Here is a 22,973-nt window from a genome sequence, read left to right on the forward strand (position 1 = left end):
AGAGTTGAATAAAATTTTAAAAGAGCAGTTTTTACCAAATATAACTTTATTTAAAATTCATGATTTAGAATATCTATTTGATGAGATTAGAAAACCTTCAAAAATTGATTATTTTAACGAAAAAAGTGAAGAGATTTTAATAGATATTATAAAAGCAAAAGAGTGGAATATTGATGAAAAAATAGAATGGTGTAATTTTATCCAATATTTATTTGAAAAAAATAAAATTAAAACAGATTTTTTAATAAGAAAATTTGCCGAAAAGGAAATAATAAATATAAATGGAAATTGGATCGATTGCAATTTTCTAAAAAAATTAAAAATTAAAGAAGATGAAATACCTTTTTAATTTTAGTAATGTCTTAAAAAAGAGGAACAAATGATTTTTACTATCAAAAATATTTTAGCTATCAAAGAAGCAAATATAAAAATCAACGGTTTAACTGTAATTGCTGGAGAAAATGACAGCGGTAAAAGCACTGTTGGAAAAACCCTTTTTGCTTTAATCAAATCTTTACAAATGAGCAAAAAAGGTTTTTTTTATAAAAACAGATATATATACATAACAGAAAAATTGATGGATTCATTAAAATATACTTTTAAAATAATTGCAAAAAACAAACAAGAGTATGATAAAACTGCAAAAAAAATAAACCAATTAAAAAAAGAGATAGAAGATATTTTAAATTCAAAAGAAAATGAAACAACAAAACAAAAAAAGTATTTTAACACAATCAAAAAATACAAAAGCCAATTTGCTCAAAATGATATTGTAGATAAAATTTTTGAGGATTTTGAATTTGCTATGACTTTAAAATTTCAAGAGCAATTTAGAAAAGAAAATCTTTTAAGAATATTAAAATATCTTTTTGCAAATGATTATATAAAACATAACTCAACTAAAGGCGAAATAATATTGGAAGATAAGATTACCGGAAGGATAAAGGGTCAGGTGATAATAATAACACTTTTTGATATAAAAGGAGGAGTCAGGGCTTAAATTTGCAAAGTCAAAAGATTTAATTTAAACTTTGCAATTTTTCTGCCAGCCACATTTTAATAATCGCCTGCCGACTTACTCCAATATGCTGTGCTTCTTTATCTAATTTTTCAATCATCCAAGCTGGAAAATCTATGTTTACTCTTTTTACTTTTTGAGATTTGTTTACCATTTTTATCTTTGATGTATCAAAATATTCTAAAATATCCTCTTTGTTTTCATCAAATTTTTTATCTATTTGAGATGCTTTCATATAATTTTACCTCCTTTTTTCTTGATCTTCTAACAGATATAATCCTAATTTTTTCTTCTCTATAAGTTATAATAGCTGTATAATATTTATTGTTAATTTTTCCAATAACTAAAAATCTATTTTCATCTAACTCTTGCTTTGATGGTAGTTCAAATGCAAATGGGTCATCCCATAATCTTTTTGCTTCTTCAAAATCTATGCCATGTTTTTCTTTGTTTTTCATACTTTTATTCAAATCATATTCAAATTTCATATAAAAATTATATCATATTTGTTAAAGGAAGGAAAAAGGGGTCAGGTGATAACAATAACACAAAAGGAGAAGTCCAGGCTTAAATTTGCAAAGTTAAAAGATTTAATTTAAATTTTGTATATTAACTATCACAACTTGGGGGCTCGGTATCGCAAGAAGTTCCCCCGCAATACTTTGCCTCCAACTCTTCAAGAGCCTTTCGCATCTCGGTAAGTATCAATTTTGCAGCTAAATCTTCATCTAGCTCAGGAATATCCCATCCATATCTTCTCATCCACTTTTCAAAAACCTCTTTAGTATCTTCATGTATTTCCTCAGAGTATCTACACTCCTCTTTATATTCAGCTTTCATTAAACTTCCTCTTTTTTATTTTCAATCATACTTTTAAGCTCATTAAATGAGATGATTTCTAGATATATTTCCCTGCCAACTATTTTTTCAAAATTCCCAAAATTTTCTCTAAAATATTTTGCATCCTCATCTTTTGCACATATCAAAATCTCCGCTCCGCTATCCATCGCATCAAGCAGTACTGCCCCACCCTTTTTAAAAGCCATTTTTGGATTTACTTCAAGCAGTGTTTGACCTGCAAGTTTTTTTGATTTTGAAAACTCTACGATATTTGCGCCAAACTTTTTTAATCTACTTTTTACATCTTCATCTGCAAAATATAAAGCAACATTAATATCTTTTAAACTCTCTAGAGTTGGAATTTCAACTTTTTTAGAAAATTTGTAGCATATATTTTCTAAAATACTAACAGTTGGTTTTTTAGCCATATTTTTTAGCTCTTCAATCTCATTAGAATAATCTTTTCCCAAAAAAACGTTATTTTCATATTCTGAGTCCCAAAGTCCGCTTACGCCTTCGCTGATTGCTTTTAAAATCTCTTCTTTATTTTTGTTTCCTTTTTTAATCATACTATATGCCGTAACCAATACAGCATCACCTATATAATCTAAAGAGTATTCAAAGGCACTAGATGCATAATGAACATCATATAGCGATTTAAAATATTGGAAATCTCTTTCATCCGCAAATGGCTCAATAAGTTTAAAAGATTCAAAAAAATCTCTATCATCGATAACCATATCATCAACAGCTCTATACTTTGATACCGGCTCCATCACTATTTCAGTACCAAACTCATTTATTATCATCTTTGTTTTTGCCAAACTATTTACAACTTTACCATTGATTTTTACATAAAAATACTCTTTTTTCGGATAATCAAAATTAAAATCTTTTTTCTTAATAAAAGAGCAGATTTTTTCTATAGTATCTTGTTCATCAACATCTAAAACAAAACTTTTGTAATATGGCAGATAATCCATTTTTGCATTGAAAAAAAATGCTTTTACATTTAGTCTCATAAAAGCTCCTTTTATTATCCAATTCTACTACTAACACATTCTATCAAAAAAGATATTTCTTTTAGCTTTTTAAACTTCTATGTGCAATCTCTTCCAATAAAACTGTTGCATAACTTCCCTTAGGCAAAAAAAATCCAAGCTCCACCCAAGCATTATCCTCTTTATATTCAAACTTTAAATCTTGCGGAAAAACCCATGCAAAACGTCTATCACCAAAAATCTTTATTCTCTCATCATCAAAATCTTTCTCAATATCCCTAGCTAAACCATTGCTCCTTTTCACCTTTACTCCCGCCAAAAGCCCCGTTGGTGAAATATCTCTGTTTTGAAATCTTTTTGATTCATCAATCACATTTTCTATCTCAAAAAACTTTCCGAAAGGATAATGGCCCGATAGATCACCGGGCAGCAACTTGAAAAACTGCTTTTGATTTTTAAGCTCATCTATAATTCCACTTGGAAGGTTCAAGAGATTTTTTAGTTCATTTTTTTTAAAAGAGTTTACAAGTTTTGAGATCTCCACTCTTTTTGAAAGCCAAAGATTGAAAAGGTAGCTTTGGTATGCATTTATAAAGAGTTTCTCTTTCTTTTTGTTTCTCTCTTTTCTTTTTTGTTCTACTATCTCTTTTCCTATAATATAGTTTTCCCCATCAACTCCAAATCTTTGATACCCAAAAAAGTTTGGCACTCCCTCTTTATCAATAATTTTTAAGACATTTTCTATCTTTTTTGCGTCAACCGGCATAACTTTTTTTAGTCTTATAAAAAACCTGTTTCCTTTTAAATGACCGATTCTTAGTTTATTTTTATGTCTTGTGATCTCTATTATCTTGATATTTTTATGAGAAAAACTTTTTAAATCTTCTTCAAATTTTTTGTTTATAGAGATATATTGATACGTAAGCGCGTTTTTATCTTTTAGACCGGCATAACCTATATCTTTTAACTTTACTCCAAGTTGCTCGCTAAAAGCTTGAAGCATCTGCCATGTAGTAAGATTTTTCTTTCTAACTTTAAGTACAAGATGCTCCCCATCACCGCTAAAAGGATATAAAGGCTCCTCTTCTACGACAAAAGTTTCAGGGGATTGTTTAAAATAAAAATCTATTGGTGAGTGGTCTAAAAAAAATAGTCTATTCATCAGTTTCCTTCAAAAACCCTTCATAATCCAAAATCTTTACTCCACAATCTATAAACTTTTTATCATTTGTTAAAAATATTTCACATTTATTCTCTTTAGCGCAAAAACATTGAAGCGTATCTTCTAAATCCCTATTATGCTTTAAAGCATATGCAATAGCACTTTTTATAACATTTTTGCCAAAAGGAACGATATGCCAATCATTTAATACAGCTTGAAAAAATTTTAATGTCTTTTCTTTATCTTTTGTAATATAATAGAATGTGCTCAACATATCTTCACTTATATAAACTTCATAATCTAAAAGTCTGTCGATTAAAGTTTTACGATATTTATGATTTAATCTCTTTTTTATTAAAATATCTAAAACTATATTGGTATCTAAAAATATTTTACTCTTCACCCACTTTCCTTTTTGCAGCTACCTCTCTTAAAGTATAAATATCTTTATCTACCAAATCTTCTTCCATCTCTATACTTCCGGCAAATTTTAAAATTCTTTTTAATCTCTCCTCTTTCTCTCTTTTCTCTTTCTCTTCTATCAACTTTTTTATCTCATCTGCATATTTGTTTGATACAAAAATCCCTTTACTCTTTTTTGTCTTTTTATCTTCAATCTCAATCAAATCATACTCATCTAAGATTTTTATATTTCTTGCAAGCTCTCTAATCCCTATCTTTTTTGTCATATTTTGTCCCTTATCTGATTTTTTACCATTGTATGACTTTTTGTTTTATTTGTCAAGTAAAATGATGTGGCTTACAAATATTTCTGTAAGGCTTAAAAGCAGCTTTTGCAAAAATTGTTATAGGTGTTCTTGTAATTTTTGATATATTTAAAATTGCTTTTAAATCTCTTTTGTCGAATGCAAACAAAAGCTCATACTCTTCACCGCTACAACCTACCCTTTTTGGAATTTTTTCAAAAAACTCAAATCCTATACGGTTTAGTTTTGAAAGTTTACCAAGATCCTCAAAAAGCCCGTCGCTTATATCCATAGCTGCTTTTATATATCGTGAAACTCTTTTCATGAACTCTTTTTTTAAAACCGGTCTTTTAAATTTGGAATATTTTGATACCTTTACACCCCTAAATAGTCGATTTAAGTCTCTTTTTACACTGCCAAGTTCACCAGTATATGCCAGATAATAACCCTCTTTTACTCTTTTTCTAAAAATTGGTTTTTTTGTTTTAGATATCAAAGTTATAGATATATCAATCTTATTTGAAGCTATGGTGTCTCCGCCAATTATTTCAGTTTTATAAAAACTAGCGCAATCTCTAAGTCCCAAAGAGAGCTCTTTCATACAGATAGGTCTTATATCTTTTGGCAAACCTATACTTAAAATAGCGTATTTCGGCTCAGCATTCATAGCAATTGCGTCTGATATATTTACAGCCATTGCTTTATAGCCTATCTCATAAAGGCTCATCCACTCTCTCTTAAAGTGTATATCTTCAAAAAAAGCATCTGCACTATATACAAACCCATCTATATATGCCGCGTCATCTCCTATATGCTTGTTATTAAATAAACTTATAAACAAGTTCTCTTTATTCACACGAAACCTCGCCATTTTTGGTAAGTATTGTAACAAAGCGGTACTTAAAAAACCTCTTTGTAAATCTTTTAATTTTATTTATCTTATAAAATGGTATAATCAAAAAAATTTCATCATAAGGAAAATTTAGATGGAAATACCTATTATAAAAAAAGACGTAATTATCGTTGGAGCGGGACTTGCCGGATGTGCAGCCGCAAGAGAACTTAAAAAGAGTGGAAAGGATGTTTTGGTACTAACTAAACTCCACCCTCTAAGAAGTCATTCCGGCGCCGCGCAAGGCGGTGTAAACGCCGCTTTGAGCGAAGAAGACGACATTGAACTACATATGTTCGATACCGTTAAAGGAAGTGACTATCTAGCCGATCAAAATGCAGTTGAACTTATGTGTAGCAAAGCTCCTGAAACTATCAGATGGATAGAAAAAATGGGAGCTGTATTTAGCAGACGTGAAGATGGTAAAATAGCTCAAAGACCTTTTGGAGGACAGAGCAAACCAAGAGCATGTTTTGCAAAAGATAGAACCGGACTTACACTTTTACAAACAATCTACGAACAAGCTTTTAAAGAGGGAGTAGAGTTCTGGGACGAGTGGTATGTGGCGGATATCTTATATAAAGATGGAAAAGCTTACGGTGTTGTTGCTTACAACTTAAGAGACTCAAAACCAGCAATATTTAACGCCAAAGCCGTAATGTTTGCTACAGGCGGTTACGCAAGAGCTTTCAAAATCAACTCAAACGCACATGCAAATACTGGTGATGGACTAAGTATCTTCGCAAGACACGGTCTTCCGCTTGAAGATATGGAGTTCGTTCAGTTTCACCCCTCAGGTCTTGCAGGGAGCGGGATTTTGATAAGTGAAGCAGCTCGTGGAGAGGGAGGTAAACTTTACAACTCCAAAGGCGAAAGATTTATGGAAAAGTACGCTCCCGAAAAAATGGAGCTAGCACCAAGAGATGTGGTTAGTAGAGCAATAGCAAATGAGATAAGAGAAGGTAGAGGCGTAGGCCCTGACAATATGGCCGTATATCTTGATCTAACCCATCTAGGCGAAGAGAAAATTATGGAAAGACTCCCGGAACTTAGAGACCTAGCTCTAACTTTCCTTGGCCAAGATATGGTAAAAGAGCCTATTATGATAACCGTTACGGCGCACTACTCTATGGGCGGTATCCCGGTAGATATCGACGGACATGTGAGAAAAAACAAAGAGGAGTTTGTTGAGGGACTATACGCAGCGGGTGAGTGTGCTTGCGTAAGTGTTCACGGCGCAAATAGGTTAGGCGCCAACTCTTTGTTGGAAGCCCTCTTTTTCGGTAGACACGTAGGAGAGTCTATAGCAAAAGATTTGGATAATATCTCATTTGAAGAGGCTCAAAAAGTTGAAGCAAACAGAATGCTTGAGGAGATGGAGTTTCTTCTAACAAACAATGGAAAAGAGAGTACGGCACAGCTTAGAAAAGAACTTCAAGATAGTATGTTTGAAAACGCAGGCGTTTTTAGAACAGAAGAGTCATTGATAAAACAGAAAGAGAAGTTAAAAGAACTTAAAGAGAGATTTAAAAATATACGAATAGAAGATAAATCAAAAACATTCAATACAGACCTTCAAGAAGCAATTGAACTAGGTCATATGTTAGATTATGCAGCTTTCATAGTTGAAGGCGCGATTGCTAGATGTGAGTCGAGAGGAGCTCACTATAGAGAAGATTTTACAAAAAGAGACGATGAAAACTTCCTCAAACATACATTAGCTTATATGGATGAAGAAGGAAATATTACTTTAGAGTATATGGATGTGGTACTCGGCAAATTTGAACCTCAAGAAAGAAAATATTAAGGATTGAGTATGGAAAAGCAAAAAGTTACTATTAACGTTTTTAGGTTCAATGCAGAAACAGACTATCTTCCTCATTATGATAAATTCGAGATAGAGGTTTCAAAAGAAGAGGTTGTTTTAGATGTTTTAAATAGAATAAAATGGGAACATGATGGAAGTTTCACATACAGAAGAAGCTGCAGACACGGGATATGCGGGAGTTGTGCCATCAAAGTAAACGGAAGAAGCACTCTTGCATGTAAAGAGAGAATGATAGATATGATAGAACTTTTTGGAACAGAACTCACTTTCGATCCTGTTTCGAAAAATAGAGCCGTTAAAGATATGGTTGTTGACAAAAGCGATTTTTGGAAAAAACATGACTCCATTATCCCTTATCTAGTTGCCGAAATCGACGAACATCCCGAAAGCGAAAATATAGTTCCTCCAAATGAAGCCGAGAAGATTGATGAGGCCGACTACTGTATTCAATGCGGATGCTGTTACTACGCTTGTCCCGTAGTAAATGAAGCAAATGAGGACTACTTAGGACCTGCCGCCTTCGTAAAAGCTTACAGATTCAATGCCGATGTAAGAGATGAAACTAAAAAAGAGAGGCTAAAAATCGTAGATAAACTAGGAAAAGGAGTTTGGGACTGCGTTAAATGTTATGAGTGTACGGAAGCCTGCCCTAAAGAGCTTGATCCTATGAGCAAAATAACAAAACTACACAATCAACTATTCCAAGAAGAAGTTGTGCAAAAAAATGTTGCCAGCCGTCATGCCGTAGGATTTAAAAAATCTATAGAAAAACATGGTATTTTGGATGAAGGAATGTTAGTTGCATACAGTGAAGGTTGTGGGGTATTTAAACATATCCCGGAAGCTTTGGCTATGTGGAAAAAAGGCAAAATTGTTATGCCTTGGGAGATGCCAAAATCCAAAAAACTTGATGAGATTAAAAAACTAATTAAAATTTCATCTACAGCTAAATTTTAAAAGGAAAAAAGATGAGTTTGAAGTATGCGCTTTATACAGGATGTACGGCAAGAGAAAGTACGCCGGAACTGCTAAAATCGACTTTGGCTGTTGCTAAAAAACTAGATATCGAACTTGTTTTGTTGGATGAAGCAAGTTGTTGTGGAGCAAGTCATCTTCAAGATTTTGACGATTTTTTATCTTTAGTTTTAAACGCAAGAAATATCTGCTATGCAGAAATGCTTGAACTTCCTATGATAACAATATGCAATACTTGTCAATTAAATACGGCACTAACTAAAAAAAGACTTGACGAAAATCCTGAACTTAAAGAGAGAGTAAACGAAAAACTTGGTGAAGTTGGTCTTGAATATAAAGGTAATGTTAGCGTCAGACACTTTTTATACGCACTTATAGAGGATTATGGGCTAGATAATCTTAGAAAAAAGGTTGTAAAACCTCTAAGTCAGTTCAACATAGCGCCATTTTACGGATGTCACAACATAAGACCAAGCGAGCTTCACCATTTTACAAACAACACTAAAGAATCAGCTTACAACCCTACAAGTCTTGATGATTTGATTGAGGCTTTGGAAGGAAATAGCGTTGATTACGAACATAAAAACAAGTGTTGCGGATTTCATGTGGATCTTCAAGCGCCAAAAACCGCAAATAGGCTAAGTGGTAACGCTTTAGTGGACGCTATAGACAACGATGCTGATATGATGGTTACTCCTTGCCCTCTTTGTCATCTAAATCTTGATGTTAAACAGCACGCGGCATCACGTGAGGTTGGAAGAGATATAAACCTGCCGGTTCTTCATCTTCCTCAACTAATAGGTCTAGCTCTTGGATGTACTCCTGAAGAAGTAGGAATCCAACATAACGTTACTGAAGTTAATATAGTTTAATCAAGAGAGCTTTTGCTCTCTTTAAACTTTTGCTTTTTAGGGAAGATAGTAAAGTTAAATTTACTGCCGACTACTTCTATCAATGTCAAAACTACCGCGCTTCCCGGCAAAATAATAATTGGAAATAAAAAAACAATTTTTACGATATCTATTATTTGACCTTTGGCCTGTGGATAATTTTCAATATCCTTTCGCTTAAATGTTTTTATCATTTTTTTGGTTTCTCTGATTTCTCTTGTTGTTGCTATAAAACTTTTTCTTATATGTTTTTTAAATTTTTTCATAACGATATTATACACAATCTTTAAACGAACGGAAATAAGAGTAATTTTATCCTATTTTAATATTTAAACAGGTAAAATTATGGTGTGACAAAAAAATTACAAGGAGGCCGAAATGCCAAAAATCAATAGATATGTAGATATAAGTGAAGTTGAAAGAGAGTCTAAAAAAGATTATATTGACAGACATTCTCCATTCGTTCATTGTGAAAGCAGTGCAAAAAAAGGTGAAAAATTTAAAGTCAAAGTAAAAGTTGGTGAAGAGTATTCTCACCCTGACGATTTTGATCACTATATCGCTTATGTTCAATTATGGGATGGTGAAAGACTTCTTGGACAAGCAACTTTTACACCTGGAACATTAGGCAACGAAAAGAGCCAAGTAGAAGTTGATTTTTATATCATCCCTACAAAAAAACTTAAACTTACAGCTATGAGCTACTGTACTAAACACGGACTATGGGAAAGTGATCCTGTAGAAGTGGAAGTAACTGAATAATCATAAAACGGGCTTTCGCCCGTTTTATGAGCTTTTAACTACTCTTTGGCTATTATTTTTTTTATGACTACGGATAAAAAACATGAAATTTTAAAAAATCTAATCTTGCTTAAATGGCTTGGTTACAGATATATTGATCCTATAAAAATAGAAAACAGCAAAAAAAACATAAATCTTCCAAATAAACTTGAAGACTTGAGACAAATCGTATTAAACTGTCATCTTTGCCAACTATCAAAAACTAGGAAAAACGTGGTATTTGGTGAAGGTAACCCTAACGCAAAAATAATGTTTATAGGAGAAGGTCCGGGAGCTACTGAAGATGAAATGGGAAAACCTTTTGTAGGTAGAGCCGGTCAGCTTTTGACTAAAATGATAGAAAATGTTTTGGATATAAAAAGAGAAGATGTTTATATAGCAAACATTGTAAAATGCCGTCCTCCAAACAATAGAGTACCGACGGAAGAGGAAGCAAAAACATGTCTTCCGTATTTAGTGAAACAGATAGAACTAATAAATCCAAAAATAGTTGTTGCATTAGGCAGCACAAGTTATAGATATCTTACTAATGATAACACTCCTATATCAAAAATAAGGGGAGAAATAGTAAAATATAAAGATAAAATACTAATCCCAACATATCATCCAAGTTTTTTGCTTAGAAATCCATCTAAGAAAAAAGAAGCTTATTTAGATATACTTAAGATAAAGAGAGTGTTATGGGAAAATTGACAAAAATTTTTACACTTTTTTTAGTTAGTTGTTCATTGTATGCAAAAAGCTTTTTGCTATCACCTTTACCGCTACCTCATACGGAAGTTTTAGACATAGAGCTTGATAGATGCGACAAAGAGTGTTTATTATCTTTTTTAAAAAGTGGCGAAGTCTTTTCTTTTTTGGCAAAAGCGTCTAAAGTTCAAGATGAAACTATAAGAGAAAATTATCAACTTTTAGCATCGCTTTTAAATATAACTCCCTCTTTCGTTTATACGCATAAACTAAAAATTGCTATGCTTTTGCCTACAAAAAAAATAGGAAAATATGCTCAATCCTCTACAAAATCGGTAATCTCTTACCTTTTGACTAAAAATGTTAAATTTCATCTAAAAAGCTTTGAAATTGAAGATGAAGAGTACTTAACCATACAATCGGCGCTTTCTAAACTTGAGAGTGAGAATTTTGATTTTGTCATAGCACCTCTAACTTTGGAAGGTGCAAAAAATCTTGCCTCAATTCCTACTTTTTTAAATATCTATGTTCCTACTGTCAATAAAAATGATATAAAAAATCTTCAAAACACCAACTTGATTTTTGGAGGGATAGATTATAAAGATCAAATAGAGGAGTTGTTAGATTTTGCAAATGAAAAAATAGTAATATTTTATGAAATAGAGAGTCCGCTTGCACATAAACTTACTACAATCATAGAAAACGAATCAAACAAATCAATTGTAAAAAAAATTAAACTAAAAGACGAGGTAGCAAATCTGAAAAGATATTTTTATAAAAACCAAGAATTAAATTCTAGCACTATCTTCTTAAATACTCCTATTGTAAAAAGTTCTTTGATTATGTCGCAGTTAACACTTTACAATCTAGAGCCTCAAAACATTCTCTCCACTCAAATAAATTATAACCCTTTGATTTTCAGCTTAACCCAATACAAAGATAGGAAAAGCCTTATACTTGCAAACTCGATAAATGGTGGTTCAAACTATCTTGAAGAGATTAACTCGCTACTTAATAACGATATTGTTTATAATTGGATAAACTATTCAGTATCGATAGGTATAGACTATTTTTATGCAAAAAAGTCAAAAGATAAAAGAGTTTTTACTGAAGAGCTTGTCGATAACCAAGTTATATATAATGTTTATTTGGAAAAAGCTCTTCTAGGAAGGTTTAAAACTCTTGAGAGAAATTTTGAAATAGATCAAGAAACTCCTTTGGAATAGGTGAAGGTTTTTCGTTACATATAAAGGCTAGTTTAACATCCATCTCAAAAACAACACCTTCATCTTTATAGATTGTTTGTCTTAGTTTTACAAAAACTTTTCTAATTTCCAAAATTTTTGTCTTAACCTCCAAAATATCAGCAAATTTCGCACTTTTTTTAAATGATGCATCTATATGTACTACTACAAAATGACACCCATCTTTTACAGGAAGCATACCGTTTTGGAAAAATAGCTCGCTCCTTGCTCTTTCGCAAAATTTTAGGTAGTTAGCATAGTAAACTACTCCGCCGAGATCCGTATCTTCGTAATAGACTCTTATCTTCACTCTTTTTTCCCCTTAAATACGATACTTTGAATAATATTATTTAATTTTGTGCCCAAAATCGTGCCTAAAAACTTGCAATTCTTAAAAAAATAATTCTTTCATTGAACAACATTTTATATGTTAAACATTATTTTAATGAATTTTGATTATAATTTCTACTAAGTACTACCAAGGTAGTCCTCTTCCCTCAATTAACGGTAATGATCCTGGGATTTGTAAATTTTTATAGTTTTTTACTAATTTCACTTATCCAACTTATCAGATTTAACTAAGTTGTCATAAAAGTCCCATAAATAGGACTTGTCCGACTTATCCTACTTATCCTCATCAATTTTTAAAAGCTTTCCAAACTTTTTAATTGAACCCTCTGAACAAATACCAATTATAAAACAATTGTAATGCCCCTCCTTTTTTGCACACCTAAGCTGCTAAACGAAACACTTCTGCCGGTGTTTTGTATTGAAGCGCCGAATGTTTTCTTTGTTGGTTATAAAAATCTATCCATTCTCCAATAATTTTGTTAGCCTCCTTGAGTGATTTGAAGTTATAATACCAAATACACTCCTCTTTGATTGTCCTGAAAAACCTCTCTATCATTCCATTTTGTCCTCAGCTGCACCTGCGGGGTTGTCGCCTTTGGCTCGGACGCTCTGGAGTATATGGTGTAATGAACTCCTGGGAAAAATTATACTCTTTGACCGTTTTGGTGAACGACTTGCTAGTGAAGACAAGACCGTTGTCACTTCGAAGGACGATCTTGCTTTCAAATCTTTTAAGTTTACCAAACCGGTATATCAGTCCTTCCTGCAGTGCTGCTTCTGCTGTCTTGGCTTTTCCGTTTTCAGAGAGCCTCCAACCAACGATCTCACGTGTACAGGTATCGATGACACAGGCTAAGGTTGCCCAACCATCTTGCAAACTCCAAACTCTTATCATATCGATAGCCCATCTTTGATTGGGATATTGTGAGCGTGATGGCATCACCTTTGCCCTCGGCCTATGACCTTTTGCTCGTTTTCTCACCTGCCAGCCTTTAATCTGCAGTATACGTTGTACTAACTTCTTGTTCATTCCAAGTAGCAGTGCCAATCATCTATAACCGTAAGTGGGAAACTCCTTGATCTTCTCTTTGACCTTTCGGACTCGCTCCTCATCCACTCTTGGTGTTCTTTGAACTGATTTGTAGTAAAAGCTCCTACGAACAATGCCAAAAAGATGGCAGAGTTTTGTGATGCTGATCAAATAACCTTCATCTCTCATTTCGCTCTGCACCTGCATCACTTCTTCTTTTCCCCTACAGAAGTCGTACTTTTTTAATGCAATATTTTCCAATGTCAGTTCATCAATAACTGCTTTCATCTCTTTTATTTTCTCTTCATAAAGTGCAGCTATATCTTTTGGACGAGACCGAAGTTGGTTCTCCATACCTTTTCTGGCTTCTTCCATCCACTCCTCGATTTCTCCAGATGTTAGGTCATATCTGCGTGAAACCTCTGTAACAGTTACTTTTCCTTGAAAAATATCCATCACTATTTTCGCTTTTTTCTTTGCTATGAATCGTTTTATCTCTTCTTCTGGATTTTTATCTAATTTCTCCATTCTTTGAGCCCTTCATTTTCTCATTCTTTATGTATTATACACTGTGCAGTTGGACTAGGGGTCAGTATAGTCAGTATAGGTATCCTGCGCTCCAAGATAACCTGGAAAGAGTGTCTCTATCTCACCTTGTGCAACTTTTTCCTCTTTTGCTTTCTCAAGAGCTTCTTTGGCACTCTTTTCTTCTAAAGCTTTAAGTCTTAGCTTCATTGTCTGGAGATTGTGTCTGAACCATACGTTTCTTACTCCTCCTACAGAGTAAAAATTCCTCTTTTTTTCAATTCGTTACTCGCTCGTATCTGTCCATGGGCGGATTGCTCTATAGCATAAGCAACTACAGCTTCTTCTATCTCTTTTGCCGCCCTATTTTTTGTCATCGGCAATGCTAAAATACACCATAACGGCAAAGTGAAAATGTACCACCTGCGAAGTTAAAAAATAGAAGATTTTGTAAAATCTTCTTCTTTAGTTTTAAAGAGGGAGATTGGATGAAATGATAAGCTATGAGGAGTTTGTAATGATACACACTTTAAAAAAGCAGGGGTACAGCATAAGGGGGATATCGAGAATTACCGGTTTAGATAGAAGAACAATTTCAAAAAGACTCAAGGAAGAGAGTTTGAAACCAAGGAAAAAAGTTGTTTACAAATCGAAGCTCGATACTTTTAAATCGTATATTGAAAAAAGAGTAAAAGAGGCTTTGCCAGATAAAATCCCTTCCACTGTTATTTACAGGGAGATTTTGGATATGGGATATGAAGGAAAAGGAAGAGTTGTTCAAAGCTTTGTAAGTGATTTATATAAAAAGTTTATGCCTTTAAAAGAGGAGAGTATTGTAAGATTTGAGACTTTGCCTGGTGAGCAAGCTCAAGTTGATTGGACAGTTATAAAAGGCGGCAAAAATCCAATATATGCATTTATAATGATACTTGGATACAGCAGATATACATACGTCTGTTTTACGGACAATATGAGATATGAGACATTTGAAGATTGCCATAAAAAAGCATATTCTTACTTTGGCGGAATACCTAAAAATATACTTTATGATAACCTAAAAAGTGTTGTAATAAAAAGAAACGCATATGGAGCAGGAAAACACAAATTTAATGAAAAGTTTCTTGATTTTTCACGAGACTACGGTTTCAATCCACTTCTATGCAAACCATATAGAGCTAAAACGAAAGGGAAAGTTGAAAGATATATAGGATATTTGAAAAGAAACTTCTATATACCCTTAAAAGCAAAGCTGAAAAATTCTTCTCTTGTCATCGATTGTAAGCTTTTAAATTCACAAATATTTAGCTGGCTTGAGATTACAAGTAATAGAGTACATTCTACACTGAAGCAAAAACCGAGAGAACTGTTTGAAATAGAAAAGAAGGCTCTGCTGCCACTTGTAAAAACAGCAGAGCCGAGGAGTTCATTAATGATACATACGAAAAGTAATTCTACAAACAAAAAGGTTTTTGTGTCAATAGATAAAAACAACAACTTTTTTAGAAAAACCGAATATTCAAAAGAGGATAATAAACTTTATTTAAAAATATTGGATGATAAAGTAAAAATAGAACCACAAACCTCTTTGAAAGATTATGAGGATTTGTTACAGGAGGCTGTAAATGAGTAGCAATAAATCAATACAAAAAAAGAGCATATCATATGAAGCAGCCTCTATAGATGAAAGAATAAAAGAGTATGCCCTAATTTTCAGATTACCGGCAATACAAGAGAGCTACTCATATATCGCAGAACAGTCTATGAAAGAGAATCTCTCATATACCCGGTTTTTATTGAAACTATTTGAGTATGAGTATGAAAAAAAGATTCAAAGGTCCAAAGAAACCACTCTTAGATTGGCGGGATTTCCAAAGGTTAAAACTTTAGAGATGTTTGACTTTAAAAGCTCATCTGTAGATAAAAATATGATAAATGAACTATCTACTCTAAGGTTTATAGATAATGCCGAAAATATCCTGCTTATTGGTCCAAGCGGTGTAGGAAAAACCCATCTTGCCATAGCCTTGGGATATATAGCAACACAAAATAGAATAAAGACCAGGTTTATTACCGCTGCAGATCTGCTATTGCAGCTTGAAATAGCCCAGCAGGCAGGCAGATTGAACGACTATTTTAAAAAAGTGATAAATATCCCAAAACTCTTGATAATAGATGAATTTGGATATATAAAACTAAATGAAAATCAGGCCAACCTCTTTTTCCAGGTAATCAACAAAAGATACGAGAGCGGCTCGATCATAATCACATCCAATCTTAACTTTACCAAATTCAAGGAGGTACTTAACAATGATGAAGCATTGACTACTGCAATACTTGATAGACTTATTCATCACAGTCATATCTTAAACATTCAGGGTGAAAGCTATAGGCTTAAGCAAAAAAGAAAAGCAGGTATTTTTACAGGGTTAAACAGTTAGTTTCTCAATGTAACAGGTGGTGCATTTTTACATTGCCGAAGTGGTACATTTTTGGGTTGCACTTGACAATGTTTGAGTATCTCATAAAACGGGTTGCACTTTTGGAACATACATTAATGACCGGAAACAAAGATATTTTAAAAAAGAAGAGCTTGAACATATTTACGAAGCGTTTGTTAAATCGATGAAAAGTTAAAATTGGCTGAGTGGATAAGTGGTTGAGTAGTTGGTTAGGAGAGTTGGTTATAAAACTACTCAACTGTTTTAACTATTTTAACCAATATCCAATATTTAATATCTTTTGCTATAATTTTAAAAAATCTAAAAAGGATTTTAAATGTTTTCTAAAAGGATAGAGTCTCTTTCAGAATCTATGACTATAGCGATAACATCGCTAGCTAGAGAGTTAAGGGCTAGCGGAAAAGACGTTCTTAGTTTCTCAGCCGGTGAACCCGATTTTGATACTCCAAAAGCTATAAAAGAGGCCGCTATAAAGGCTATGGAAGAAGGTTTCACAAAATATACGGCCGTTGAAGGTATCCCTGAACTTTTAGAAGCTATTAGTGATAAGCTTAAAAGAGATAATAACCTAACATATTCAAAAAAGCAGATCATAGTTAGTAACGGCGCAAAGCAGTCACTTTTTAACCTTTTTCAAGCTTTAATCGATAAAGGAGATGAAGTAATCATACCTTCACCGTACTGGGTAACCTACCCCGAACTTGTAAAATATTCCGAAGGAGTACCGGTTTTTGTAGATACCACAGAAGAGAGCGGTTTTAAAATCACTCCTGAACAACTTAAAAAAGCGATTACTCCTAAAACAAAAATGCTCATCTTAACCACGCCTTCAAACCCTACGGGAGCGGTTTACTTGAAAGAGGAACTAGAAGCTCTGGCCGAGGTTTTAAAAGGAACGGATATATATGTGGCAAGTGATGAGATGTACGAAAAACTAACTTACGAAGGGGAGTTTGTCTCAACGGCTTCAATTAGCGAAGATATGTATAACAGAACTATTACTATAAACGGTCTTAGCAAATCCGCGGCAATGACGGGATGGAGATTTGGTTATCTTGCAGCGCCTAATGAAGAAATAGTAAAAGCTATGAAAAAACTCCAGTCTCAAAGTACCTCAAATATCTGTTCTATTACACAAAAGGCCGCTATTCCTGGACTAGATGGAACTATAGATAAAGATATAGAGTACATGAAAGAGCAATTTAAAAAAAGAAGAGACGAAGCTTGCGATATGTTCAATAGTATAGGGGGCTTAAGCGTAATCAAACCTGCCGGTGCGTTTTATCTTTTTGTAAATCACTCCGAAATAGAAAATGACTCTTTAAAGTTCGCAAAAGAGTTTTTAGAAAAGGAAGGAGTTGCCGTAGTTCCAGGTATCGGTTTTGGTAAAGATGGATACTTCAGATTCAGCTTTGCAACTGATATTGAAACTATAAGAGAAGGTATTAACAGAATAAAAAGATTTGTTCAAAACTATTAATAATCTTTAAAGGGCTTACGCCCTTTTGGATTTTCTTAAAATTTACTCGCCTCCAACTACTCCATCATCAATATCGGGTTTTGATTGTTCGTTTATATAATCTTTTCCAAACTCACTCTTAGCTAGTTTCAACGCCTCTATTAAATCGTCGATATTTTCATAAGGAATATGAACTTTCCACTCCGGTTCGTTTGCGTTACCGTTTAGCGAGATGCCTATACTAACTACCGGCTCACTCTTTTGTCCATATGGTTCGGTAACATGCGCTACTGAAACTATACCCTCTTTTGTTCCGTATAGATTAAATATCTTTATCTCACTTCTTGTTTTAGCCATAACCGCTCCTTTTTTAACCTGGTTTTTAAAAAGTATAGCACAAAACTTTAAATTAACAAAATTTCAGTTAAGAACATTTTACAAGCACTACGATGTAGATTTCGCCTTTTGCATTTTTTGGTAATCTATCAAAATCCATTTGTCTTACTATCCTAGCCTCTTAATTGGAAGTTATAAAAGTGACCTAATCAAAAGATATAGTTGGCTTTTTAAAATATGGTTCAAAGTTGTTATCGATACCCATCTTGTCTATAACTATCTTATCATACAAAAAGTTTAAAAAGTAACTTTTTTGTACATCGTACATCTTTTTTCTTAATTAAGATTTACCGTATAAATCCCCTTTTTATAAAAGTGTCTGTTTCCTATACTAAAACGCTCATCTCTTAACGCTAACGAAATACCCTCTTTTACATCCTTATACTTATGATTTAAAACTATTGTTGAATTTGATAGTGGATAAATGATCATCTTTTTATAAAATATATTCGTATATATTAAAAATATGACGAAATTGATGATAAAAAAGATTTGTGGCCGTTGCGAAGTGATCCAACCTATAAGGTGTCTTTTATATAAATATCTTTTTCTTCACAAAAAAATTTGAATATAAAGCCAAGTATATATGAGCTTTATTTTTTAATAGAAAATAACATACTTTTACAAAATCCCAATCTTCACAAATATATGGCATCTGTGAAAAACTTCATAAAACGGTATAACAAGAGTTCTGTGCAGTAGCATTTCGAAAAAAATCTACAAATCAATAGAGGAGTTACAAAATGATTTAAACCAAAGATTACGACGATTATTTTTATGCAATAAGCGGTGAATGTTCTATAGATATTTCGTAAGATAGCTCACCATAAGAAACCATAAGCAAAATGAGAAAGTAATACCAATAGCTTTAATTCAGACAAATACTAACCCCCAAAATCTAATTAGCTACCATAGCTTCACAAAGAAAAAACGAGGTCTTAGCCGAATATCAAAAATATCAACAAAACACTTTAGAAAAAAAATTGTACGCTTTTTTACGATAAATTAACTTTATATTAAAGTTTCCAAAGCCATTTAAAAATGATGGATAGTACAGACAATTTTTTGGAATTTTTCTAGACAATCTTCACAAAATAGATACCCTTTTTTATCGGTCTCATCGATAGAGTTCGAAAAGTTCATAACACAAGGAAAATTTGAACAGTGTTCAAGCCCTAAAGTATGACCTATCTCGTGAATAGATTCTGTTAGAACTCTATTAAATAACAACGAATCGTTCTCAGGAAGATTATAAAACGAGTTTTTAAGCCTTTTCGTCGATACGATACATACGGAATAAAAAGGAGAAGCCATCCCAAAAACAAAATTTAGTCCCGGCTCAAATAGATCAACGTCGCATATCCCAAGAATAATATCTTCTTCAAAATCTTTCTCCAAAAGTAGAGTCTCCAAAAACTTTTCCGCTAAAAACTGCCTTCTTAGCGGATTATAAGCGGAGTACGGCAAAGGCAGATCGCCGATATATTGAACCTCCATATTTAAAACTTCTTTGACTTTTACAGTAAGCTTTTTAATAAACGATATATCACTAATAGAAAACGTTTTTATCAAAACTCTTCTATATCTACCCATATTTCTACCTAAAAATTTCTAAAACCAGCTTCAACGGCTAAATTGAGTTTGTCTATAGCTAAAATTCTTTTTTGGTTTTGCATATCCTCTAGAAGCTTTTCTATCTTTATAAAGTTTTGAATATAAAATTTTCCTCTAAAATTCATATTTTTTAAGATTTTAGAAATATCTTCAACATCATTTTCGTTTAAAAGGTCGGTATGAACCGTAGTTCTTACTTCAAACTCTATGTTTGAGTCGTTTAATATCTTCAACGACTCTATCGTTTTATCAAAAAAATTAGTTTTTGTTATCTTCTGATACTTCTCTTTTGTAGCTTTTAGATCAAGAGCCACATAATCCAAAAGCCCCTCATCTAAAAGTTCTTTTAATAGTTTTGGATTGCTTCCGTTGGTATCGAGTTTTATTTTATAACCCAAATCTTTAACGGCTTTACAGATCTTCTCCAAATCTTTATGCAGAGTAGGTTCGCCGCCACTTATTACTGCTCCTTCTAAGACCCTTCTTCGTTTTTTCAAAAACTTTAAAATTTCAGAAAAATCTTTCTCGTTTTTTCCAAAAACTATATCCGGATTGTGGCAATAAGGACATCTCATATTGCATCCGGCAAGCCAGATTATACAAGACGGCCTGTCCGGAAAATCAAGCAGAGTAAAAGTCGTTAATCCGTATACCTTTATACCGCTATCTTGCATTTTTCCTCTTTAAACTGTTTTCTCTCTATATGTTCGCCTTTTTTACCTATGTTAAAACTCTCAACAGGTCTATGATAACCCATAACTCTCGTATAAACCATACATTTTGTTCTTTTGTGTTTAAGTAATTCTAAAATCTCTTCTCTTCTCATTTTATCCTCCTTTTTATATTGGTTTTTATCTTTAAGCTTTTTCATTTTCGTTACTTAAATACTCTTCTATCAACTCTTCGTCACATTTTGGACAAAACTCATGCTCGCCGTTAAGATAGCCGTGTTTAGGACATACGGAAAAAAGTGGTGTTACGGTTATGTAAGGTAGTTTATAGTTTTCGATAACTGCACGCACTAATCTTCTTGCGGCTTCTGCAGAGCTTACTTTTTCACTCATATATAGGTGTAAAACCGTACCGCCTGTATATTTGCATTGCAAGTCATCTTGCAACTCCAGCGCTTCAAAAGGATCATCGGTATACCCAACCGGAATCTGCGAAGAGTTTGTATAGTAGATATTTTCTCCAAAACCGGCTTGGATAATATCTGGATATCTCTTTTTATCCTCTTTTGCAAATCTATAAGTAGTTCCTTCGGCGGGAGTGGCCTCTAGATTGTAAAGATTTCCTGTCTCTTCTTGATAAACTCTCAACTTTTCTCTCATAAAATCCAAAACTTCCATCGCAAACTCTATGCCTCTCTCATCCGTTATGTCGTATGCGTCATTAGTGAAATTTCTAATCATCTCATTCATTCCGTTAACACCGATAGTTGAAAAATGGTTGTTGAAATTTGCAAGATATCTTTTAGTATATGGATAAAGCCCTCTTTCAAACATCTCATTTACAAACCTTCTTTTTTTCTCTAACGTAGATTTTGCTATATCCATAAGTCTTTCGAGTTCTTGGTAAAAACCTTTTTTATCCCCTTTAAATCTATATCCAAGTCTTGCCATGTTGATAGTAACAACACCGATGCTTCCCGTCATCTCAGCGCTTCCAAAAAGTCCATTTCCTCTTTTTAAAAGCTCTCTTAGATCTAGTTGCAACCTGCAGCACATACTTCTTACCGCATTTGGTTTATAACTGTCTGGATTTGGTTTTTTTTCACCGGTTTTTGGGTCTATGATATATTGACTTCCAATAAAGTTTTGAAAATAACTACTTCCGATTTTAGCCGTATTTTCAAATAAAATATCGGTATTTTCCCCGTACCAATCAAAATCTTCGGTTATATTGACGGTAGGTATAGGGAAAGTAAAAGGCTGACCGGACTTATCGCCCTCAGTCATAACTTCGTAAAAAGCTCTATTGATGATATTCATCTCTTTTTGGAAATGTTTGTAGGTCAAAGATGTTAGACTATCCACTCCCCTCTCTTTAGCTTTTTTTAGAAGTTTTTCGTCATCTTTGATATCTTCGAAAAGATGGCGATCGTTTTTGGTTGGAATCTGGTCTTTAAGATCATCTGGAACAGTCCAGTCGATAGTTATATTTGTAAAAGGACTCTGCCCCCAGCGTGCTGGAACGTTGAGATTGTAAACAAAACTTCTAATCGCCTCTTTTACCTCTTCATAAGGCAAATCATCTTTAAAAACGTATGGAGCCAGATATGTATCAAAAGAACTAAATGCCTGAGCTCCGGCCCATTCGCTTTGCAAAATTCCCAAAAAATTTGCCATCTGACCAAGAGCGGATCTAAAATGGTTTGGCGGCTTACTCTCTACTCTACCTCTAACTCCATTAAAACCTTCGTTCAAAAGAGCTCTTAAACTCCATCCTGCACAATATCCGGTAAGACAGTCAAGATCGTGTATGTGAATATCTGCATTTCTATGAGCGTACCCTTCTATTTTCGAATATACTTTATCAAGCCAAAAGTTGGCAATTATCTTTCCTGCTAAATTATTTACAAGGCCTGCGTTTGAGTAACCGGTATTGGCGTTTGCGTTGATTCTCCAATCGCTTTTGTTTATATACTCTTGTACACTTTGTGTAGAGTTGATAAAAGTAGTGTCGTCACTAAGCCCGGCGATATGTTCTCTTTGCATCTTATGCAAAAATCTGTAAGTTATGAAAGATTTCATCACATCAAAATAGCCGGCACGGTAAAGCTCATACTCTATGATATCTTGTATCTCTTCAACAGCTTTTACCGTATCGAAAGATATTCTTATAAGAACACTCTCATATACTCTTTTGTCATAAGGCACTAAAACACTGTCAAAAGCCGCTTTTATGGCATCTTCTATTTTGTATGCCTTAAATTCCTCAGTAGAACCGTCTCTTTTAATGATAATTTTAGGAAGAGGCAATCTCATAAATTTCTCCTTGAAGCCTTTAGAAGGTCTTTATACTTTCAAAAATATTGTAGCTAAACAAGATGATTTTTATGTGACACTCCATCAATGATATAATTAGAAAC

General features: G+C 33.3%; 30 protein-coding genes and 1 pseudogene. 11 read left to right on the plus strand and 20 right to left on the minus strand.

The window, feature by feature from the left end; genetic code table 11:
* Positions 1–4 precede the first annotated feature (4 nt).
* Positions 5–349: a hypothetical protein gene (locus NIL_RS05750; RefSeq protein ID WP_187646863.1), complete on the plus strand. Its 345-nt coding sequence runs from the start codon at positions 5–7 to the stop codon at positions 347–349.
* 30 nt (positions 350–379) lie between these two features.
* Entirely contained in the window at positions 380–1,000 is a 621-nt protein-coding gene (locus tag NIL_RS05755) for an OLD family protein (RefSeq protein WP_187646864.1), read from the plus strand.
* Between the two features lie 19 nt (positions 1,001–1,019).
* Here NIL_RS05755 and brnA read toward each other — a convergent pair whose 3' ends face one another.
* The 8 genes from brnA to NIL_RS05795 all read right to left on the minus strand — a co-directional run bounded on the left by brnA (position 1,020) and on the right by NIL_RS05795 (position 5,584).
* Complete coding sequence (gene brnA / locus NIL_RS05760; protein WP_187646865.1) at positions 1,020–1,253, minus strand: type II toxin-antitoxin system BrnA family antitoxin; 234 nt, start codon at positions 1,251–1,253, stop codon at positions 1,020–1,022.
* Entirely contained in the window at positions 1,231–1,506 is a 276-nt protein-coding gene (locus tag NIL_RS05765; RefSeq protein ID WP_187646866.1) for a BrnT family toxin, read from the minus strand. Before NIL_RS05765 ends, brnA begins: the two co-directional genes overlap by 23 nt.
* A 121-nt stretch (positions 1,507–1,627) precedes the next feature.
* Positions 1,628–1,858: a hypothetical protein gene (locus tag NIL_RS05770; protein ID WP_187646867.1), complete on the minus strand. Its 231-nt coding sequence runs from the start codon at positions 1,856–1,858 to the stop codon at positions 1,628–1,630.
* Positions 1,858–2,880 carry a DUF5644 domain-containing protein gene (locus NIL_RS05775; RefSeq protein ID WP_187646868.1) on the minus strand — a complete coding sequence of 341 codons (1,023 nt, stop codon included), beginning with the start codon at positions 2,878–2,880 and terminating at the stop codon, positions 1,858–1,860. Before NIL_RS05775 ends, NIL_RS05770 begins: the two co-directional genes overlap by 1 nt.
* A 61-nt stretch (positions 2,881–2,941) precedes the next feature.
* Positions 2,942–4,021 (minus strand): tRNA pseudouridine(13) synthase TruD, encoded by a 1,080-nt coding sequence (gene truD / locus NIL_RS05780; protein WP_187646869.1) that lies wholly within the window; start codon positions 4,019–4,021, stop codon positions 2,942–2,944.
* Positions 4,014–4,424 (minus strand): type II toxin-antitoxin system VapC family toxin, encoded by a 411-nt coding sequence (locus tag NIL_RS05785; RefSeq protein WP_197972050.1) that lies wholly within the window; start codon positions 4,422–4,424, stop codon positions 4,014–4,016. The genes truD and NIL_RS05785 overlap by 8 nt, the downstream gene beginning before the upstream one ends.
* Entirely contained in the window at positions 4,414–4,710 is a 297-nt protein-coding gene (locus NIL_RS05790; protein WP_187646870.1) for a hypothetical protein, read from the minus strand. The genes NIL_RS05785 and NIL_RS05790 overlap by 11 nt, the downstream gene beginning before the upstream one ends.
* 52 nt (positions 4,711–4,762) lie before the next feature.
* Positions 4,763–5,584 (minus strand): thiamine-phosphate kinase, encoded by an 822-nt coding sequence (locus NIL_RS05795; RefSeq protein WP_187646871.1) that lies wholly within the window; start codon positions 5,582–5,584, stop codon positions 4,763–4,765.
* Positions 5,585–5,714: 130 nt separating this feature from the next.
* On the opposite strand from NIL_RS05795, the gene sdhA reads away from it, so the two are divergent.
* Genes sdhA through NIL_RS05810 form a run of 3 tightly spaced genes read left to right on the plus strand, consistent with a single transcriptional unit; the run spans position 5,715 to position 9,295 of the window.
* Entirely contained in the window at positions 5,715–7,427 is a 1,713-nt protein-coding gene (sdhA, locus tag NIL_RS05800; protein WP_187646872.1) for a succinate dehydrogenase flavoprotein subunit, read from the plus strand.
* A 9-nt stretch (positions 7,428–7,436) separates the two neighbouring features.
* On the plus strand, positions 7,437–8,405 hold the full coding sequence (locus NIL_RS05805) for a succinate dehydrogenase/fumarate reductase iron-sulfur subunit (RefSeq protein WP_187646873.1): 969 nt from the start codon (positions 7,437–7,439) through the stop codon (positions 8,403–8,405).
* Between the two features lie 11 nt (positions 8,406–8,416).
* Positions 8,417–9,295 (plus strand): CoB--CoM heterodisulfide reductase iron-sulfur subunit B family protein, encoded by an 879-nt coding sequence (locus NIL_RS05810; RefSeq protein WP_187646874.1) that lies wholly within the window; start codon positions 8,417–8,419, stop codon positions 9,293–9,295.
* On the opposite strand, the gene NIL_RS05815 is transcribed toward NIL_RS05810, so the two are convergent.
* The gene (locus NIL_RS05815; RefSeq protein WP_187646875.1) at positions 9,292–9,579 is read right to left on the minus strand and encodes a hypothetical protein; all 288 of its coding nucleotides are present in this window, start codon (positions 9,577–9,579) and stop codon (positions 9,292–9,294) included. The two genes, NIL_RS05810 and NIL_RS05815, sit on opposite strands and share 4 nt — an antisense overlap.
* 112 nt (positions 9,580–9,691) lie before the next feature.
* On the opposite strand from NIL_RS05815, the gene NIL_RS05820 reads away from it, so the two are divergent.
* The 3 genes from NIL_RS05820 to NIL_RS05830 all read left to right on the plus strand — a co-directional run bounded on the left by NIL_RS05820 (position 9,692) and on the right by NIL_RS05830 (position 12,030).
* Entirely contained in the window at positions 9,692–10,075 is a 384-nt protein-coding gene (locus tag NIL_RS05820) for a class II SORL domain-containing protein (protein ID WP_187646876.1), read from the plus strand.
* 63 nt (positions 10,076–10,138) lie between these two features.
* On the plus strand, positions 10,139–10,807 hold the full coding sequence (locus NIL_RS05825) for a uracil-DNA glycosylase (RefSeq protein ID WP_187648604.1): 669 nt from the start codon (positions 10,139–10,141) through the stop codon (positions 10,805–10,807).
* On the plus strand, positions 10,795–12,030 hold the full coding sequence (locus NIL_RS05830) for a hypothetical protein (RefSeq protein WP_187646877.1): 1,236 nt from the start codon (positions 10,795–10,797) through the stop codon (positions 12,028–12,030). Before NIL_RS05825 ends, NIL_RS05830 begins: the two co-directional genes overlap by 13 nt.
* Here NIL_RS05830 and NIL_RS05835 read toward each other — a convergent pair.
* The 5 genes and pseudogenes from NIL_RS05835 to NIL_RS10980 form a co-directional block, all read right to left on the minus strand.
* Complete coding sequence (locus NIL_RS05835) at positions 11,978–12,358, minus strand: YbgC/FadM family acyl-CoA thioesterase (RefSeq protein ID WP_187646878.1); 381 nt, start codon at positions 12,356–12,358, stop codon at positions 11,978–11,980. The genes NIL_RS05830 and NIL_RS05835 overlap by 53 nt on opposite strands.
* A 420-nt stretch (positions 12,359–12,778) precedes the next feature.
* A complete protein-coding gene (locus NIL_RS10840) occupies positions 12,779–12,955 on the minus strand; it encodes an integrase core domain-containing protein (RefSeq protein ID WP_197972052.1) in 177 nt (58 codons plus the stop codon).
* A 12-nt stretch (positions 12,956–12,967) separates the two neighbouring features.
* Positions 12,968–13,381, minus strand: coding sequence for a DDE-type integrase/transposase/recombinase (locus NIL_RS10845; RefSeq protein WP_197972053.1), 414 nt, complete (start codon positions 13,379–13,381; stop codon positions 12,968–12,970).
* Between the two features lie 66 nt (positions 13,382–13,447).
* The gene (locus NIL_RS10975; protein ID WP_197972054.1) at positions 13,448–13,957 is read right to left on the minus strand and encodes a DUF1153 domain-containing protein; all 510 of its coding nucleotides are present in this window, start codon (positions 13,955–13,957) and stop codon (positions 13,448–13,450) included.
* A gap of 75 nt (positions 13,958–14,032) precedes the next feature.
* A pseudogene (locus NIL_RS10980) lies at positions 14,033–14,334 on the minus strand (IS481 family transposase); the annotation flags it as partial.
* 113 nt (positions 14,335–14,447) lie between these two features.
* Here NIL_RS10980 and istA point away from each other — a divergent pair.
* The 3 genes from istA to NIL_RS05865 all read left to right on the plus strand — a co-directional run bounded on the left by istA (position 14,448) and on the right by NIL_RS05865 (position 17,893).
* On the plus strand, positions 14,448–15,584 hold the full coding sequence (gene istA / locus NIL_RS05855; RefSeq protein WP_246434482.1) for an IS21 family transposase: 1,137 nt from the start codon (positions 14,448–14,450) through the stop codon (positions 15,582–15,584).
* Positions 15,577–16,392 (plus strand): IS21-like element helper ATPase IstB, encoded by an 816-nt coding sequence (istB, locus tag NIL_RS05860; protein ID WP_246434416.1) that lies wholly within the window; start codon positions 15,577–15,579, stop codon positions 16,390–16,392. Before istA ends, istB begins: the two co-directional genes overlap by 8 nt.
* Positions 16,393–16,729: 337 nt before the next feature.
* Positions 16,730–17,893 carry a pyridoxal phosphate-dependent aminotransferase gene (locus tag NIL_RS05865; RefSeq protein WP_187646880.1) on the plus strand — a complete coding sequence of 388 codons (1,164 nt, stop codon included), beginning with the start codon at positions 16,730–16,732 and terminating at the stop codon, positions 17,891–17,893.
* Between the two features lie 42 nt (positions 17,894–17,935).
* On the opposite strand, the gene NIL_RS05870 is transcribed toward NIL_RS05865, so the two are convergent.
* The 6 genes from NIL_RS05870 to NIL_RS05890 all read right to left on the minus strand — a co-directional run bounded on the left by NIL_RS05870 (position 17,936) and on the right by NIL_RS05890 (position 22,869).
* The gene (locus tag NIL_RS05870; protein WP_187646881.1) at positions 17,936–18,229 is read right to left on the minus strand and encodes a hypothetical protein; all 294 of its coding nucleotides are present in this window, start codon (positions 18,227–18,229) and stop codon (positions 17,936–17,938) included.
* 184 nt (positions 18,230–18,413) lie between these two features.
* Entirely contained in the window at positions 18,414–18,536 is a 123-nt protein-coding gene (locus NIL_RS11070) for a hypothetical protein (RefSeq protein ID WP_281389189.1), read from the minus strand.
* A gap of 767 nt (positions 18,537–19,303) precedes the next feature.
* Positions 19,304–19,861 carry an archaemetzincin family Zn-dependent metalloprotease gene (locus tag NIL_RS05875; RefSeq protein WP_187646882.1) on the minus strand — a complete coding sequence of 186 codons (558 nt, stop codon included), beginning with the start codon at positions 19,859–19,861 and terminating at the stop codon, positions 19,304–19,306.
* A gap of 8 nt (positions 19,862–19,869) precedes the next feature.
* Positions 19,870–20,556 (minus strand): anaerobic ribonucleoside-triphosphate reductase activating protein, encoded by a 687-nt coding sequence (locus NIL_RS05880; RefSeq protein ID WP_187646883.1) that lies wholly within the window; start codon positions 20,554–20,556, stop codon positions 19,870–19,872.
* Positions 20,538–20,708, minus strand: a complete 171-nt coding sequence (gene nrdD / locus NIL_RS05885; RefSeq protein ID WP_187646884.1) for an anaerobic ribonucleoside-triphosphate reductase — start codon at positions 20,706–20,708, stop codon at positions 20,538–20,540. The genes NIL_RS05880 and nrdD overlap by 19 nt, the downstream gene beginning before the upstream one ends.
* A gap of 31 nt (positions 20,709–20,739) precedes the next feature.
* Complete coding sequence (locus tag NIL_RS05890) at positions 20,740–22,869, minus strand: ribonucleoside triphosphate reductase (protein ID WP_187646885.1); 2,130 nt, start codon at positions 22,867–22,869, stop codon at positions 20,740–20,742.
* Positions 22,870–22,973 lie beyond the last annotated feature (104 nt).

This window comes from Nitrosophilus labii (genome assembly GCF_014466985.1).
GTDB lineage: Bacteria > Campylobacterota > Campylobacteria > Campylobacterales > Nitratiruptoraceae > Nitrosophilus_A > Nitrosophilus_A labii.